At 30.9% G+C, this 16,968-nt stretch carries 16 protein-coding genes; 13 read left to right on the top strand and 3 right to left on the bottom strand.

What is annotated here, in order from left to right:
* The first annotated feature begins 162 nt into the window (after window positions 1-162).
* Window positions 163-918: a ThiF family adenylyltransferase gene (locus Q1A01_RS05475; RefSeq protein WP_299677180.1), complete on the top strand. Its 756-nt coding sequence runs from the start codon at window positions 163-165 to the stop codon at window positions 916-918.
* Here the strand turns inward: Q1A01_RS05475 and Q1A01_RS05470 are convergent.
* Window positions 915-1,673 carry a LuxR family transcriptional regulator gene (locus Q1A01_RS05470; protein ID WP_299677177.1) on the bottom strand — a complete coding sequence of 253 codons (759 nt, stop codon included), beginning with the start codon at window positions 1,671-1,673 and terminating at the stop codon, window positions 915-917. The two genes, Q1A01_RS05475 and Q1A01_RS05470, sit on opposite strands and share 4 nt — an antisense overlap.
* A 159-nt stretch (window positions 1,674-1,832) precedes the next feature.
* On the opposite strand from Q1A01_RS05470, the gene Q1A01_RS05465 reads away from it, so the two are divergent.
* From Q1A01_RS05465 to Q1A01_RS05410, 12 genes are all read left to right on the top strand, one after another.
* Window positions 1,833-2,516 carry a hypothetical protein gene (locus tag Q1A01_RS05465; RefSeq protein WP_299677174.1) on the top strand — a complete coding sequence of 228 codons (684 nt, stop codon included), beginning with the start codon at window positions 1,833-1,835 and terminating at the stop codon, window positions 2,514-2,516.
* A gap of 48 nt (window positions 2,517-2,564) precedes the next feature.
* Window positions 2,565-4,958 carry an outer membrane beta-barrel family protein gene (locus Q1A01_RS05460; protein ID WP_299677171.1) on the top strand — a complete coding sequence of 798 codons (2,394 nt, stop codon included), beginning with the start codon at window positions 2,565-2,567 and terminating at the stop codon, window positions 4,956-4,958.
* 133 nt (window positions 4,959-5,091) lie between these two features.
* Complete coding sequence (locus tag Q1A01_RS05455; protein ID WP_299677169.1) at window positions 5,092-5,253, top strand: class I lanthipeptide; 162 nt, start codon at window positions 5,092-5,094, stop codon at window positions 5,251-5,253.
* A 96-nt stretch (window positions 5,254-5,349) separates the two neighbouring features.
* Entirely contained in the window at window positions 5,350-5,511 is a 162-nt protein-coding gene (locus Q1A01_RS05450; protein WP_299677167.1) for a class I lanthipeptide, read from the top strand.
* Between the two features lie 98 nt (window positions 5,512-5,609).
* Window positions 5,610-5,771 carry a class I lanthipeptide gene (locus Q1A01_RS05445; protein ID WP_299677167.1) on the top strand — a complete coding sequence of 54 codons (162 nt, stop codon included), beginning with the start codon at window positions 5,610-5,612 and terminating at the stop codon, window positions 5,769-5,771.
* 255 nt (window positions 5,772-6,026) lie between these two features.
* Entirely contained in the window at window positions 6,027-6,188 is a 162-nt protein-coding gene (locus tag Q1A01_RS05440) for a class I lanthipeptide (RefSeq protein ID WP_299677164.1), read from the top strand.
* Window positions 6,189-6,296: 108 nt separating this feature from the next.
* Entirely contained in the window at window positions 6,297-7,481 is a 1,185-nt protein-coding gene (locus Q1A01_RS05435) for a lanthionine synthetase LanC family protein (protein ID WP_299677161.1), read from the top strand.
* 8 nt (window positions 7,482-7,489) lie between these two features.
* Window positions 7,490-8,710: a lanthionine synthetase LanC family protein gene (locus tag Q1A01_RS05430; protein WP_299677158.1), complete on the top strand. Its 1,221-nt coding sequence runs from the start codon at window positions 7,490-7,492 to the stop codon at window positions 8,708-8,710.
* Window positions 8,711-8,721: 11 nt separating this feature from the next.
* Window positions 8,722-9,675, top strand: coding sequence for an LLM class flavin-dependent oxidoreductase (locus tag Q1A01_RS05425; RefSeq protein WP_299677155.1), 954 nt, complete (start codon window positions 8,722-8,724; stop codon window positions 9,673-9,675).
* On the top strand, window positions 9,653-12,820 hold the full coding sequence (locus tag Q1A01_RS05420; protein ID WP_299677152.1) for a lantibiotic dehydratase: 3,168 nt from the start codon (window positions 9,653-9,655) through the stop codon (window positions 12,818-12,820). The genes Q1A01_RS05425 and Q1A01_RS05420 overlap by 23 nt, the downstream gene beginning before the upstream one ends.
* Window positions 12,817-15,021, top strand: a complete 2,205-nt coding sequence (locus Q1A01_RS05415; RefSeq protein WP_299677149.1) for a peptidase domain-containing ABC transporter — start codon at window positions 12,817-12,819, stop codon at window positions 15,019-15,021. Before Q1A01_RS05420 ends, Q1A01_RS05415 begins: the two co-directional genes overlap by 4 nt.
* An 11-nt stretch (window positions 15,022-15,032) precedes the next feature.
* Window positions 15,033-15,200 (top strand): hypothetical protein, encoded by a 168-nt coding sequence (locus Q1A01_RS05410; RefSeq protein WP_299677146.1) that lies wholly within the window; start codon window positions 15,033-15,035, stop codon window positions 15,198-15,200.
* Between the two features lie 301 nt (window positions 15,201-15,501).
* On the opposite strand, the gene Q1A01_RS05405 is transcribed toward Q1A01_RS05410, so the two are convergent.
* Both Q1A01_RS05405 and Q1A01_RS05400 read right to left on the bottom strand, forming a co-directional pair.
* The gene (locus Q1A01_RS05405) at window positions 15,502-16,389 is read right to left on the bottom strand and encodes a DUF6268 family outer membrane beta-barrel protein (RefSeq protein ID WP_299677143.1); all 888 of its coding nucleotides are present in this window, start codon (window positions 16,387-16,389) and stop codon (window positions 15,502-15,504) included.
* Between the two features lie 412 nt (window positions 16,390-16,801).
* Window positions 16,802-16,960 carry a hypothetical protein gene (locus Q1A01_RS05400; RefSeq protein ID WP_299677141.1) on the bottom strand — a complete coding sequence of 53 codons (159 nt, stop codon included), beginning with the start codon at window positions 16,958-16,960 and terminating at the stop codon, window positions 16,802-16,804.
* Window positions 16,961-16,968: the final 8 nt, after the last annotated feature.

The following is a 16,968-nucleotide window of genomic DNA, read 5'->3' as shown; positions in this document are numbered from 1 at the left end:
TCTCTTATTCATTAAGAAATTAATAAGTCTATACATAATGTAATATTCAATAGTTTTTTAAGCCTAACCCTTGATTTTTACATCATTATTATAAAAACTACCCTTTTAGGTAATATATAGTGATTAGTTACCTAGTACTTTTGTTTCAAATCTAATACAGAGATGGAAACAAGATATAGCAGAAACAGGATTTATCTAACTGAAAAAGAGCAAAATACAATCAAAAATACGCCTATTATATTAGGAGGTAGTGGTATAGGGAGTGTTATTGCTGAATGTGCGTTGCGTTTAGGGTTTGAGAATATTACCATCATTGATGGAGATCAGGTTGAACTGTCTAACCTCAACAGACAAAACTATACGCAGGATGATATTTCTATAGACAAAACAGAAGCTATTAAAAACAGATTACTATCAATAAATAAAGAAGCAACTATAAAAGTATACAATGGCTTTTTAAATTCAGAAAATGTAGAAGAACATATTACTGGACACAAAATAGCCATCAATGCATTAGACTTCTCTTCAGATGTGCCATTGTTATTTGACAAAGTTTGTCAGGAACATAGTATTCCGGTCTTACATCCTTACAATATAGGTTGGGGAGGTTTAGTTGCTGTAATTGCCCCTGGAGGACTATCGCTTACATCTATAGAAAAACCCAAAGAGGTCTTTAATGAAGTAAATATGGTAGAATATGCTTCTAGTTATTTAAAATTCTGGGGATCACCACATAACTGGATAGATGATATTATAGAAAAATATAGAAATGAAAAAGAAGTCTTATCACCTCCACAATTGTCTATTGCGTCTTGGACAGTCGCAGCGATGTGTACACATATCCTTTTTAATATAGCTACAGATAAAGAGTTTAAGAAATTTCCAGAGTTTTACTTATCAACGATTATGGACTCTTAAATAAGCTTATTATTTGTTGCGTGAACTATTGCTTCAGAGATATTGACAACTTCTAGTTTTTCAAATAGTTTTCTTCTATGAAACTTTACCGTATCTGGAGAAACAAAAATAGCTTCTGCAACTTCATTTATGGTATATCCACGCGTAGAGTATTGTAGAATTTCTTTTTCTCTACTTGTCAATTTAATAGATTCTGTGGCTTTCCAAAAATCACCTTCTAAATCATATTTAAAGATTTTATTATCACCCTTTTTATAAATCTTTATATTACCTGATTCTTGCTCATCAGATAATGAGATAATACAAATGGCTTTCCAAATCTTACCATCTTGAGTCAAAAATAAAGGAGTTAATTTTTGATTTATTAGAATTTTCTTTCCTTCCTGATTTTTAATATGAAAGTCATACGATATTGTATAATATCGCCTCTCTTCTAAAGGTGTTTTATCATAAAACTCAAATCCTACAGTATTAATTTTCAGCAAGAGATCTAAGTCAGGTTTTATTACATACTTAAAATAAAAAGCATATCCCATTTCCTTCACTTCATCTGCAGTATGCCCACATAAAAAAAGAGGGTTGTCAGAAACAAACTCAAAACCTTTTTTTTGATAATCTATTACATAGATACTTTTATAGGTAGTTCTTGCAAAGGCTTTTATAGTCTCTAAGTAATTTGCAGTCTGCTTTTCTTCCTCACTAGAAATATTATTAACTGTATTCTTAAAAGAAAAAAAATCATTTACGTCTGTCATATACCTAAATAGTTAATAAACACAAAGATATGCTTTTTTCAGAGACCTCTTAATTTCCTACACTTTTGTGTAGTTTTTACGTAACATACTAATAACTAGCCTTTTGTGTAGCGTACTAGCGGTGCTACCGAAATAGCTTTGAGAGTAAAATAATCCATTATGATACTCACAAAGAACTATTTAGAAAAACTTAATGCAAATCAAATTTTAGATTTAGCTCAATTTGTTGTTACAGAAAACTTCAAACATCATTCAGAAAACATACTTCCTGAAGATTACAAAAAGGATATTAATTCTATCAAAAAAGAAGAATTAAATTATTTTAAAAATTCTCAAATTTTTGTTGCTAAAGATTATTCAGGAAGTATTCTTGGAGCCATTCGTGTTTTAAGATGGAACTATACAGATACTTTACCAATTCAAAAGATTTTTGGAATAAATCCTTTATTAGCGATTCATCAACCATCAATAAATAACATTTACCACATAGGTCGATTTGCTATAAAAAAAGATGCTGGAGACATTAATCTTTTTAAAAAATTAATGGTTTGTGCCATTGCTCCTATCTGTGAACACAAAGATAACATTGCCTTTGCAGAATGTGATAGTAAGCTCTTAAGAGTGCTATCATTAATGGGAATAAAAGCAACTGTTATAGGTAAATCTATAGATTACTTAGGTTCTGAAACAATTCCTGTTTCATTAACATATGACGGGTTAATTAGTTTTTACAACAAAAACAAAGGGCTTGTAGATACAATTCCGTCAAATTCTACTCAAATTCCTCAACTACCCAAAAGTGTAGTTTTAAGTACTCAAGGAGACAACTACTCTTTTGTGTAGCATGTAATCACTTAATCACCAGTAGTTTTGAAATATAAAATTAAACATATGAAAAATTTAGCCACTTGCATGTTTATACTCTTATTGAGTTACATCGCCCCAGCCCAAACATATCAAGGAACTGTTAATGATACACAGAGTACTCCTATCCCATTTGCAAATGTTATTGCACAAAATAACACAGACGGTTCTTTAATCACTGGTGTTGTTACAAATGAAAATGGAGAATTTAATATTACAGTAACTACTGACGAAACTTTTCTTCTTGTCATTAGTTATCTAGGTTTTGAGGACTGGACAAAGGAAATTTCACCATCAAATGATACTAACTTAGGCTTAATTACATTAAAAGAAAGCCAAAATCAATTAGATGAAGTTATCGTCACTGCTAAAAAACCTACTATTAAAAGAAAAGTAGACAGGCTTGTTTTTAATGTTGCAAATAGTATTGTGGCTTCTAGTGGAGATGCTGTTGACATACTACAACGCACACCAGGTGTACGTGTAAAAGGAGATGAAATTAATTTGCTTGGTAAAAGCAATATGAATGTCATGGTTAATAACCAATTGATACGTTTATCTGGTGAAGATTTATCTAATTATCTAAGGTCTCTTAACTCTGAAGATATTGAAAAGGTTGAGGTGATTACCAACCCTCCTGCAAAGTATGAAGCTGAAGGTAATAGCGGATTAATTAATATCGTACTTAAAAATGTAAAGAGAGATTATCTAAGTGGTTATGTACGGTCTATATATCAACAAGCCACATTACCAAGAGGCTATCTAGGAGGAGGAATTACCTATCAAAAAAATAAGTTTTCTGTCTTTGCTAATGTAAATTCAAGTAACGGCGCTACAGCTCCTACAGAAAACCTTAAAGTGTTTTATCCTGACCAACTGTGGGATACAGATAGTGAACAAGATAATTTTTCTGAATTCATTACAGCAAGAGTAGGTGTTGATTACGATATTTCCAACAGAAGTTCTATAGGGGTTCAATATTTAGGAAATACGAATAGACGCAATATTGATGAAACGATACGAACTAATATTATTAATAGAGCCTCTAATAATGTAGACTCATTAATTCTAACACGGGGTGATTCAGATATACGACAGTACTATCACTCTTTAAATGGTCATTTCAGAACCGAGCTAGACACATTAGGAAAAAACATGTCTATTGATGTTGATTACTTAACCTATAACAATACATCATCTAGATTAAATGACTCAGGTACATTTCTTAATAATGGAGATTTTATAAACGACTCTGAAGATATTTTTAGAAACAACTCTGCACAAGATATAGAAGTATTTACATCTGCGTTAGATTTTGAATTCCCGTTAGATTTTGCCAATCTATCTTTTGGAGGACGTGTTTCATTCACTAAGAATAATAGTGACATCTCATTACTAAACTTTGCTAATGGAGTATTTACATTAAATGATAGCCAGTCCAATTTATTTGAATATACAGAAGACACACAGTCTGCGTATGTAAGTGCTGGAAAATCTATAGACAAATGGGATTTTAAAGTTGGCTTACGTTTAGAGAGCACACAAACCGAAGGAAGATCCATCACCTTAGATGAAATAACTACAAATGATTATACGCAATTATTTCCTACTGCATATGTTACATATAATGCTAATGATGACAATAGTTATTCTTTAAATTACGGAAGAAGAATAAGTCGTCCTAATTATGGTAGACTTAACCCCTTTAGGTTTTTTTCTAACTCTTTTGCATTCACAGAAGGAAACCCATTTTTACAACCTTCATTCACTGATAATTTAGAATTTGCACACATATTTAAAAATAACTTAAGTACATCCCTCTATTTTTCTAGAACAACAGATGGAGCAGATCAAATTACACTTGTAGAAGAAGGTTCTAATATACAGGCTACCGTATGGAGGAATTTTATAGAAGACTTTAGTATTGGGCTCATAGAGTCATATACATTTGATTACTTCGATTGGTTTGAAACCTATGCACAACTTAATGTATTCTATATAAAGGTAGATTCTACCATCCCTAACACTATAGAGTCTCAAGACGGAATTAACTTTAATTTCTCTATAGACAATGCCTTTTTCTTTAATGAAGATAAAACCTTATTAGGAGAGCTTAACTTCTGGTATGAAGCCCCTGGAGTAGACTCAGTATACAAAATATCTAGTGTAAGTAATCTAGATGCAGGAGTTAAAGCACTCTTATTTGATAAGGACCTAACCTTAAGTCTTCAAGTTACAGATATCCTAAGAAGCAACATTGCTGTGGTAGAAGGAATCACAAACGGGCTTGGAGTTCAGTATGAAAACTATTACGATTCGAGAAGGTTACGATTATCTGCGGTGTACCGATTTGGAAACAATAAGCTAAGAAATAAGAAACGAAAATTCAGTAACGAAGAAGAACGAAAAAGAACAAATTAAAATTTATATCTAAAGTTTGGCTTGGCCAATAAATGTCAGACTTAACTATAAAATGCTTGCAAGCGATCGTCCAAGAAAAGAGTTTATGACACAAAAAGGTACTCTACTTTATTAATTATTTAAACTATTTATTATGAAAATCAAATTAAACAAAGGATTACAGTTAACTAAAGAATCTTTAACAAGACTTGAAGATAGCCAAATGGCTAGCGTAAAAGGACAAGGATCTAGTGGACCTCGTTGTACTTGTAGAAGAAATTCTTGTAACGGTAACGACGAAGTAGCTGTAGCCTAATCTTCTAAAAAATCAAGGTAGTTGACTACGACACCTTCTACCTTGATTTCTTAATCAATTCAAACATTTTTTATCAATTATTTAAAACTATTTATTATGAAAATCAAATTAAACAATGGACTACAATTAACTAAAGATTCTTTAACAAAACTTGAAGATAGCCAAATGGCTAGCGTAAAAGGACAAGGATCTAGTGGACCTCGTTGTACTTGTAGAAGAAATTCTTGTCAAGGTAATGATGAAGTAGCTGTAGCCTAAGCTTCTAAAAAAAATCAAGGTAGTTGATTACGACACCTTCTACCTTGACTTTTTAATTAATTCAAACATTTTTTATCAATTATTTAAAACTATTTATTATGAAAATCAAATTAAACAATGGACTACAATTAACTAAAGATTCTTTAACAAAACTTGAAGATAGCCAAATGGCTAGCGTAAAAGGACAAGGATCTAGTGGACCTCGTTGTACTTGCCGAAGAAACTCTTGTCAAGGTAATGATGAAGTGGCTGTAGCCTAAGCTCCTAAAAAATCAGGGTAGTTGACTACGACACCTTCTACCTTGATTTTTTAACCAATTCAAACATTTTAGTATAAAAATGCTAAAACTAATTTAGTATGAAATTTAAATAAAGAGCTATAAAACTAAATCATCTTATAGACCTAAGAAGGTAAAATATCCATCATAGGAAAAGCTCTAAAATCAGAATAGTTGACTATAACATCCTCTATTCTAATAGACAACAAAGTTATTTTAATACAAAAACATATACAAATGAAAATCAAATTAAATAAAGGATTACAGATAAGTAAAGAAACTTTACTTCAATTAGAAGACAGCCAAATGATTAATATAAAAGGCCAAGGATCTAGCGGACCTAAGTGTACGTGCCGAAGACATAGCTGCGGAGGAGTGGAAGAAGAAATTGATTTATAAATAAGACATCAATTATTACATGTTGTTATTTTAAAATATACGCTTTCGCGAAAGCTTACCAAACATTAAAACCACAAAATCATACTGTATAATAAACTATAACTACCAATGATACTCGAAAAAACATACCAACAAGTAATCGCTTCTATAGAAGAAACTTTAGAGATGCGTGCAGATATATTAAAAGCTGTTGGTTTAGAAGAAGGAGTATTAGGATTGTCGTTATTTAACTATTATCAGTATCTAAGTACCAATGATCAAACGTACTTACAGCATGTATCTTCATATTTAGATCAATCGTTTAGTTGCTTATCAGAAGGTGGAAGCATCCAAAATGCTATAACGCATTTACATATTATTGAAATTGCAAAATACTTATGCTTTTTACATAGAGAACAAATCATAGAAACTGCTACGGTAAAAGAATATTTAGAAATACTTAATCCATACATTAACGTATATCTACAAAAAAAAATACAAGAGAAAGACCTAGATGCTATCAGTGGAATTATAGCAGTAGGACATTATTATCTAGATGCCAGTCTTCTTACAAACCATCATAAAACACTTGAAGAAATTATAACAATAATAGAGACTTTATCTATTTCTTCAACGAATAAAACATACTGGAAGTTTAGTTTCAGAGACAAAAAAAATCTAACCATAGAACCTGGGTTTTTCCACGGCATTGCTGGCGTTCTATTTTTCCTTTCATTAGTTTATGAAAAAGGAATCAAAAGAGAAGTTTGTAACAATTTAATTGTACAAGGAATTCGATTTTTAAAAGAGCATCAGAAGAATTGCGGCGTAAACTTATTTCCATTCGAATTGCAATCTGGAAAACAATTATCATATCAAAGTTTAGTATATGGAGATGTAGGAATAGGGTATGCCATCTATAGGATTGGAAATATATTGAATCATCAAGAATATGTAAACTATGGTACATACATACTTGAAAATACAGCAAGATTTAGAGATCCTAAAAACACACACATAAAAGATGCTGAGCTTATTTATGGAGCATCTGGCTTATTTGCACTATACAGCGACTTAGCCTCAGAAACCAATAACGATTACTTTAAAAGTGCTTCACAATATTGGTTAGACAAAATAATCACTCATAGTGACAATAATACTCCTTGGGCAGGATACGATACGTACATCAATGGATTTGATGAAGATATACAACTCTCCTTCTCTCATGGGATTTGCGGCATAGGAATTACACTACTATCACACGAAATGAAATTAGCCCACCGTAAATACCTGACATTTTTTAACTATAAATAAAAGAAATCATGGATAAAAGAATTAATACAATAGTAACAACTATCCAAAATAGAATTTTGAATAGTAATGCAAAGACGATTGACTTTGAAGATATTTTGATTGGAAAATTGGGATTGGCACAAACTTGTTACCAACTATATAAAAATCAAAATGATGAGAGATACCTAAGTAAAATAGAAGAAATTCTTGAAAACATTTTTGATGACATGAATACTGGCAAGTCTTCTCTTACCGAAAAGCCGTCATTAGCAGATGGGATTCCAGGACTAGGACTTGTTATCAATCAATTAATTCAAGGTGGAATATTAGATGATTCTTATTCAGAACAAGTTCAAATGATTTCTGATACTGTATATACAAAATGTCTTGATGCTGTGTCTAAAGGTAATTTTGATTATTTCTATGGAGCTATTGGACTCCTATTTTATTTACAAGAAGTAAATGCGCAAACGTATGTTGAAAATCTTATAGATGTCATTTTTGACTATGCAGAAAAAAATGATTTTCTATTCTATAATCAAGTAGATGATCTGTATAGCCAAGGAATTAATTTTGGTTTTGCACATGGTTCTTTAGCTATTATAGCAGTTTTTCTTGAAATCTACAACAAAGGTATACAACAAGTTAAAGCAAAAGAACTTATCCTCAAAACAACAGATGCGCTTTTACAGTTTAAAAGAGATATTATGGATCCTAGTGGCATCACCATCATGCATGATGGTTATGATTATCCTTCCATTTTTCCTTACAACGTGATTTCAGAAAAAGGAACTGTAATTGACCCTACATCCAAAAGTACCATAGTGCATTATACAGACCGCTTAGGATGGTGTAATAGTGATTTATCAAGAATGTATTTGCTATATAAAGTAGGAACAACATTTAACGAAAACAAGTACATCCAAATAGCAAATGAAATGATAGATGAAGTAAGTATGAGAGTAGCTATTGAAGACACTGCCATATCTGATTGTTATATGTGTCATGGCACTTCAGGAGTAGCACATATTTACAAAAAAATATATGACTTAACAGGAGAACCTATTTTCCATAAAACATATACATACTGGTTAGAACAAACCGTAAACGTAATGGAGGAGGAATTAGAAAAACAACCAAGTGATAAGGATCTCGAATTATTAACAGGATGGCTAGGTCCATTATTTGTATTGTCTGATTATAATGGTCAAGAGAGTGCTGGTTGGGATCGTGTTTTTCTATTAAACTAAAAAACAAAAAAATGGAAAAATTATCAATAGGCCTCTTAGAAATGGGGTATCGCGAAGAAAATAAAACCGCTTTAGGTACAATACAAGATATTATAGAATATGCTGTTCATGCAGATGAATTAAACTTTTCGAGGTTTTGGCTTACAGAACATCACGATGATGACAAAGACTTACCATATGGTTCTCCAGAAATGTTAATTGCTTTAATTGTTGGAATGACAGAAAGAATTAAAGTAGGTGCTGCCGGTGTTTTAGCAAAAATCCATGAACCCTACTTTACAGCTTCAAATTTCAAATTTTTGAATAATCTTTTCTCAAACAGAATAGATCTTGGATTAGCTAAAAGTAGTCCCGATAATCACTATCTGACCGATCAAGTATATGATATAAATGACAAACAATTATTTGATAAAAAAATTGAAAGGATTTACAACCTATTACAAAACGAATTAGAAAACTTACAAAAGAATCAAATAGTACTTCCACCATTTGGAGGGACATTACCAGATTTGTGGTACTTATCTATTTCTTATAGAAACTTTCCAGATGCTATCAAATATAAAATGAATTACTGTAGGTCTATTATGCACGGCAGTGGTTTAATTGATGTCAATTACAATAAAGATGAGCTTACTATGTATAAAGAAATGTTTTACCAAGAGCATAACTTTTTACCTCAAGTAACATTAGCATTAGGAATATCGTATGATCCATCTGGTTCTAAAAATATGATTAATACTACTTCAAAATTTGAAGCTACTAAAAAATCAACAACAATTCATGTAAGCTCTATGAATCAATTATATGACTTATTACATGAGTACCAAATCATATATGGTATTGACGAGTTTATTTTAATGGACACAGAAATTAATAACACTCAAAAAATCAAAAACCTACAAGGCATAAGTGATGTGTTTAATCTTAAAAAAGAAATAGCAAATGAAACAGCAGCAGTTATATAAGACCTTTGACACAAAAGTTATACGAACTCCTTTCTATGCTTTAGAGAATTATAAAACAATTCCTACCAAAGAAGAAGATATTATTCCGTTTGTTGAAAATCTATTCAAAGATTCAACATTTAAAGAAGCTATTTTTTTAGCCTCTCCAGAGTTATTTTATGAATGGAAAAAATCAATTCAAAAAGAAGAGTACCCATCACACAAGAAAGAACAGCTGTTTAAAAGTATTTTAAAATACTATATACGAGCTATCACAAATTGTGTTCCTTTTGGGTTATTTGCTTCTTATGGTATTGTCAACCCTTCTAAAATCAAAAACTCCACTCTAGATAACGAAGCTTCATTTGAGCGTTTTACAGGAATAGACATCTCATTTTTATCACATATAATAGATCTATTACAAAATCATAAAGTAGTACAAGAAAAACTTCATTATCACATAAATGATACAGCATATACTAACGATATAAGCTGTAGATATATTGAATCTTCTAAAAGTAATTCTGGTGAACGAAAGTTTACATTATCAGATGTAGATCTTGACGCTGTTTTACAACTTATCATATCAAATTGTAAAGTAACACCAAAAACAAAAAAAGAACTTATACAGCTTTTGATGGATCATGTTGAAGGTGTTACTATAGATCAGGTTACTCATTATATAAATGATTTAATTCACTCTCAAATTATTATTAGTTCATTAGATTTTAGTCTTAATGGTCCTGCTCCTTTTAATCAAGTATTTGAGTTTGTTACGACTCATGCAGATCGTGCTTGGGATAATGATACTACTTTAAGTGCTATCATCACTGTTTTAAAAACTATAAAAACTATTATTGATCGATTAGATGCTAAGATTATAGGAAATGAAATAGCTGAATATGAATTACTACACAGTGAAATCAAAAAATTAAACTGGGACGTCGATAAAAGTACAATACATACAGATTTAAAAAGAGTACACTTACCACAAGTATTATCTCAAAACTCACAAGAAGATCACACATCGTTACAAGAAGCGATTCAATTACTTTCTGTATTTGCAACTCAAAAACCTGAAAAAAAATATACCTCATATAAAAACCTAGAGGCATTTAAAAAAGCATTTGTAGAAAGATATGATGATATTGAAGTCCCATTATTAGAAGCTTTAGATAAAGAAACTGGGATTGGGTATATCCAAAGCTTATATGACGGTAGTTCTTCATGGCTTATAGACGATCTTACATTCCCAGAATCAAGTTCTTTCCATGAAGAAATTTCTTGTGATACAAAAGCTGATACATTTTGGTTTAAAACGATTATGGATGCTTTAAAAAATGGAGAAACTTCTATAGATCTAAAGAATAAAGACATAAGTGCTTTTGAAAATAGAACAACTACATTAAGAGGTACATTCCCCATGATATATGCAAGATCAGAAGGTAAGATGTTTATCACCTCTGCTGGAGGAGCTACAGCGGCTCATTATATTGGAAGATTCATGAGTAATGATAACCAACTTACTGAATTTGGTAATGAAATTGCAGAAGCTGAAAAGAATCTATTTCCAGAAAAAATAGTAGCTGAGGTTACTCATTTAACCACATACAAAGCAGGGAATATAGCCATGAGAAATATCAATAGAGATTATGAGATTCCTATTTTTGGTAATACTTCTAATCACACGCAAAAAATTGATCTTAATGACCTCATGATACGTGTCACTGGAACAAAAATTATAGTAAGAAGTAAAAAACTTAATAAAGAAATTATTCCTTTTTTGTCATGTGCTCAGAATTATCATTATGGCACAATTTCTATCTATCACTTCTTATGCGATTTACAATCACAGTATAGGTCAAATCTATTATCATTAGATCTGAACACAAATATCACACAACATTTTAGCTTCATCCCTAGAATTGAATATGATAATAGAATTGTATTATCCCTTGCAAGATGGCGCTTTACGATTTCTGAATGTGAAAGCTTCTTAAATGAAAATAACACCATCAATTTTGACAAATTTCAAACGTTTAAAAAAGATCATAAAATTCCTAGATATATCCATCTTTCAGAAGGAGGCAGTGAGCCCTTAACATTAGATACTGAAAATGAATTCATGCTAGGGATTATAGAGGAAAACCTTAATAAAAGTAAGTACATTAGGTTTACCGAAAGTATGTATCAATTTTCAGATCAAAAAGAAACTCCTTTTGCAAATGAACAGGTAGTTTCTTTTAAGGGGAATCCTTTTACTACTGCTACTTATATCCCTGAAGAAAAAACAACTTCTTTTGTGAAAAAAGATTTTATCCCTGGCGATGAGTGGTTATATTTTAAAGTATATACAGGAGCAAATATTGCAGATAAAATACTGACGACTACCCTTGAAAACATAATCACCACTTTAAAAGAGAAAGAACTCATAGATAAATGGTTCTTCATTCGCTATAATGATCCTAAATTTCATTTAAGAGTTCGTTTTCACTTTACAAACCCTGATCATAAAAATGAGATTATTACTATTTTTAATGAGCATATACAACCATATATAGAAAGCAAATCTATCTGGAAACTACAATTAGCAACGTACGAAAGAGAATTAGAACGTTATCATCATCATCATATAGCACAAAGCGAAACTATTTTCTTTCACGACAGTGATCTCGTTATTAATTTATTAAAGAATGCAAGAGAAACTAATGATAGTGAATCACTATGGTTATACAGCTTACAAAGTATTGATACTTTATTAGATGCCTTTGAAATTACACTTCAAGAGAAGCAACATTTACTTTTTCAATTTTACAAAAGCTTTTACACAGAATTCAAAGCCGATAAAAAAGTAAGGAAACAAATCGATCTTAAATATAGAGCCCATATAGACCAACTAGAAGATGTTCTTTCTAACACACATATACTAACACCTCTATTTCAAGATAGAACTGAGAGAATAAAACCCGCAGTTATTAATCTCAAAAAAAACTTAACAAAAATCCAACTATATAACCTCATCGCTAGTCATGTTCATATGTGTATTAATCGCTTGATAAAAACAAATCCCAGAATGCATGAATTAGTACTATATGGCATTCTTGAGAAGTATTATAAACGATGTATAGGAATTGCAAAGTATAGAACTAAAAAAGAATTGGTATGAAGTTTATAGAACAACATGATCAGACAGATTGTGGACCTGCTAGTTTAGCTATGGTCGCACACAAATACGGTAAAAAGTATTCGTTAAATCACCTAAGAGAGATTTCTTTTCTATCCCGGGATGGCGTAAGTCTTCTAGCAATTAATGATGCAGCTCAAGATATTGGTTTTGAAACATTTCCTACTCAATTAACACCAGAAGCATTATATAGAGAATCATCATTCCCATGTATATTGCATTGGCATCAAAACCATTTTGTTGTTCTTCATAAAATCACAAAAAATGTTTTTACTAAAAAACTTACATTTAAAATTGCTGATCCTGGTTATGGTTTTCTTTCACTTAATGAAGAAGAGTTTAAGGAGTCTTGGTTAAAAACAGAAGATAAAGGAATCGCATTGTTTTTAACTCCTACAGAAGAATTTTATGACAAAGAAGTCCCTAAAGAAAACAAGCTTAATTTCTCATATTTGTATCGTTTTGTAAAACCATATAAGAAAGAGTTTTTCCAATTAATATTAGGACTTATTGCTGGAAGTTTATTTACATTAATATTCCCTTTTTTAACACAAACATTAATAGATAAAGGAGTTAATCTCAAAAGTCTCAATATAGTCTTTGCTATATTATTAGCACAAGTATTTTTATTTCTAGGATCTACTATTATAGAAATTGTCCGAAATTGGATCATGCTCTATATAGGAACCCGTATTAATATTTCAATAATTTCTGATTTCTTAACTAAAGTATTGAGATTACCTATTAAATTTTTTGAAACTAAACTTACAGGAGATTTTACACAACGTATTCAAGATTATGAACGTATTGAGAATTTCCTAACGTCTCAAAGTCTAGTTACTTTATTTTCGGTTATTAACTTTTCTGTCTTCTTCTTTGTACTCTTATATTATGATGTGAAAATTGTTATTGTTTATGCGTTGCTAACAGCTATCGCTATTATTTGGTCTACACTCTTCTTAAAGAAAAGAAAAATATTAGACTACTATCGTTTTCAAAACAATAGTGAAAATCATGATTCTATCTATGAAATGATTAATGGTATTGAAGAAATAAAACTGAATGGATTTGAAGATTACAAAAGAGAGGAATGGGAGCAAATTCAAGTAAAGCTTTTTAATGTTAATATTCGTATTCTAAAATTAGACCAGTTTCAACTTATTGGTTTTGATTTTGTAAATCAATTAAAAAATATCTTAGTCACTTTTATTGCTGTTAGAGAAGTAATTTTAGGGAATCTAACTATAGGTTCTATGCTAGCAATCTCTTATATCATAGGACAAATGAACTCTCCTGTGAGTCAGTTGATACGCTTCTTTCGCTCTTTACAAGATGCAAAACTCAGTTTCGAAAGATTAAGTGAAGTACAAGATCAAGATGAAGAAGAGGAAGAACATCATTTACAACTAACAGACCAAGATTTTATAAATCAAAACGAAGGACCTAGAGGAATTCATATCAAGAATTTAAATTTCCAATATGAAGGACCAAACTCTCCTTTAGTATTAAAAGATATTAATTTACTAATTCCAGAAGGTAAGACAACAGCTATTGTAGGAGCAAGTGGTAGTGGTAAAACAACACTCATGAAATTACTTCTTAAATTTTCTGACCCTGTACAAGGAAGTATTTCTATAAACCAACATAACTTGCAAGACATATCACCAATGAGTTGGAGAAGTAATTGTGGTGTCGTTATGCAAGATGGATATATCTTTTCTGATACAATAGAACGAAATATCGCTACAGGAGATGAAAACATAGATTATCAAAAATTAGATCATGCACTTAAAGTAGCTAACATAGAATCATTTGTAGCCTCATTACCATTAAAATTAAAAACCAAAATTGGAGAAGCAGGTAACGGTATATCAGGAGGACAAAGGCAACGTATCTTGATAGCCCGAGCTGTATACAAAAATCCACATTATGTGTTTTTTGATGAAGCTACTAGTGCTTTAGATGCAGAAAATGAAAAAGTAATACACGATAATTTATTATCATTTTTTAAAGAAAAAACAGTACTAATTATAGCACATCGTTTGAGTACTGTAAAAAATGCAGATCAAATTATTGTATTGAAAAATGGAACTATCGTTGAATTAGGAAGCCATGAAAAATTGGTTGAAAATAAAGCTGATTATTACAACTTAGTTAAAAACCAATTAGAATTAGGAAATTAAATTGAACAGCTATGAACTCAAATTTAAAAAAGGAATTAGATAAGAATCGTTTCTCAATCGTAAAGTATGGATTACTCTATATTTTAACGACAACAGCTGCAGTACTACTCTCACTTATTTTAATAAAAATTCAAGGAGAGTCTATTTTAGAAATGGTCTATAAATATTATTTTAAATAGTGATATTGTAACATTAGTATTTTTATCTTATTTGTAAAATTATTAGATAAAAGAGACATACTAAGAACTCTTAAGAAGCCTTAAAAGTATTATCTATAATAGTCCATAAAAGCGCCGTTTTGATAAAAGAAAACCACCAAAAAAATAAATCTAAGCAAGCTTGATTATTTTTGATGGTTTTCTTTCCATTTGTGACCGCGAAGGGACAGAGTTCAAACTTTTTGAATGAAGATATTAATCTGATAAACACATTATCAATGATATGAAATTATGGATATTTTCAGATTTAAATTAGCCTCTATTATATCTTAATCCGCAACCCGGTACTTAACGAGAATCCATTGCTATTATCTATTTCAAAAATCTCATTATTCCTGCTATCTCGCAGTTGGACACTTCTATCTAATATGTAAGCACTCCTTAAATAGAATTCAAAATGTTCTTTAAAGTGAAATTCATATTGAAGTCCCGAAAGTATGAGCGACATATTAAAACGCTCCGGACGCTCATCATTTATGGTTGTGCCTTGTTGAATATTTGACGTAAATCCATCGAGTTGTGCATAAACTTTTATTCGGTGTGCATCTGAAATATGATATTGAATATTAGACTTAGGAACACCAAAGTTATAAGAAAATTTTTCTGCAAACTTTCTATAATAACTTATAAACGGAAGTGGAAACGGAAACCCTCTATTTTGAGAATAGGAAACACCCAGAATTAATCTGTTGGGTTTAAGAGCCGTTGGGTCATCTTTCTTATCATTAATAAATACGACGTCACTAGAGAAAACTATATCTTTAATGTCTAAATCACTAGCGCGTAGGTTTGAACTGACACCTGGTGTTAAACGCGCACCAAAACGCCACTTTTCGTTTATTTTAGAAGTATACCCTATGTTTACAACTATAAGTTGAAAACCATTCAGGTCATCTCTATCAAAAGGAACTTCTTCATCACCGTAGGTGATATTAATATTGCTATAGTCGAGTCCTAGAAATAAATAGGTTTGATTATCATTCAACTTTATTGGATAGTTAAAAGATGCTCTCGTTCTATTAAACTCAAAATCAGAATCTTTAGCTGGTAAGATAGTGTAATCTATCCGAGCTAAATCTGCCAGCTGTGCTTGGCAAATGATACCAGCTAGAAACAGTATGCTACAAAAAATATTTTTTATAAAATTCATTGATTATTAAGTTTTTAATTTAAAAAAAGCTCGCTTATATGATGAAACGAACTCCTTCAACCATCAAATTGAAAAACCACTTTGCTCAGTCCGATGGATTAAGTTTTGTCACTAGTTTTTTAAAACCATTTTTTTACTGCTTTTAGTAAGCAATACTCGGTATTTAATTAAATCGATACGAGCCCGTAAGCATTGTAAATTACTTACTATCGTTATCGCTCAATTCTCCTCTAGAATACATATAGCGCATACCTACAGATCATCGGTTAGATGAATAGTGACTGTTCAAAAATAGATTGTTTATGAACTCACTATCCATAAGGTTGAGGTCTTCAACCTTATCGCTTTGTATGGTGGCATTAAATCTCGAAAATTTAAGTGCAATACCAGCACCCATATAAAACTTCTTATTTTATTTGCTTGCCAGTAATGAATTTTGAAAAGCAGCAGTTTGAGAAAGTGGATTAAAATCACCTAACCTAAAGTTTACACCTGGGTTTACATAAGCAACAATGTTACCTAACGAGACATCTGTGATACCATACACATCAAAGTTTTTTCTTGCATACAAAGTTTGCG

This window comes from uncultured Dokdonia sp. (assembly GCF_947492815.1).
In the GTDB taxonomy this organism is placed as follows: domain Bacteria; phylum Bacteroidota; class Bacteroidia; order Flavobacteriales; family Flavobacteriaceae; genus Dokdonia.
Note: the sequence above shows the minus strand (reverse complement) of the source record. Positions and strands in the feature narration are given on the sequence as shown.

Bases quoted from the DNA above. Each gene is read 5' to 3' on its own strand.
- Q1A01_RS05440 (WP_299677164.1), top strand. From the start codon at position 6,027: ATGAAAATCAAATTAAATAAAGGATTACAGATAAGTAAAGAAACTTTA.
- Q1A01_RS05450 (WP_299677167.1), top strand. From the start codon at position 5,350: ATGAAAATCAAATTAAACAATGGACTACAATTAACTAAAGATTCTTTA.
- Q1A01_RS05470 (WP_299677177.1), bottom strand. From the start codon at position 1,673: ATGACAGACGTAAATGATTTTTTTTCTTTTAAGAATACAGTTAATAAT.
- Q1A01_RS05430 (WP_299677158.1), top strand. From the start codon at position 7,490: ATGGATAAAAGAATTAATACAATAGTAACAACTATCCAAAATAGAATT.
- Q1A01_RS05445 (WP_299677167.1), top strand. From the start codon at position 5,610: ATGAAAATCAAATTAAACAATGGACTACAATTAACTAAAGATTCTTTA.
- Q1A01_RS05460 (WP_299677171.1), top strand. From the start codon at position 2,565: ATGAAAAATTTAGCCACTTGCATGTTTATACTCTTATTGAGTTACATC.
- Q1A01_RS05415 (WP_299677149.1), top strand. From the start codon at position 12,817: ATGAAGTTTATAGAACAACATGATCAGACAGATTGTGGACCTGCTAGT.
- Q1A01_RS05405 (WP_299677143.1), bottom strand. From the start codon at position 16,389: ATGAATTTTATAAAAAATATTTTTTGTAGCATACTGTTTCTAGCTGGT.
- Q1A01_RS05465 (WP_299677174.1), top strand. From the start codon at position 1,833: ATGATACTCACAAAGAACTATTTAGAAAAACTTAATGCAAATCAAATT.
- Q1A01_RS05420 (WP_299677152.1), top strand. From the start codon at position 9,653: ATGAAACAGCAGCAGTTATATAAGACCTTTGACACAAAAGTTATACGA.
- Q1A01_RS05475 (WP_299677180.1), top strand. From the start codon at position 163: ATGGAAACAAGATATAGCAGAAACAGGATTTATCTAACTGAAAAAGAG.
- Q1A01_RS05455 (WP_299677169.1), top strand. From the start codon at position 5,092: ATGAAAATCAAATTAAACAAAGGATTACAGTTAACTAAAGAATCTTTA.
- Q1A01_RS05410 (WP_299677146.1), top strand. From the start codon at position 15,033: ATGAACTCAAATTTAAAAAAGGAATTAGATAAGAATCGTTTCTCAATC.
- Q1A01_RS05435 (WP_299677161.1), top strand. From the start codon at position 6,297: ATGATACTCGAAAAAACATACCAACAAGTAATCGCTTCTATAGAAGAA.
- Q1A01_RS05425 (WP_299677155.1), top strand. From the start codon at position 8,722: ATGGAAAAATTATCAATAGGCCTCTTAGAAATGGGGTATCGCGAAGAA.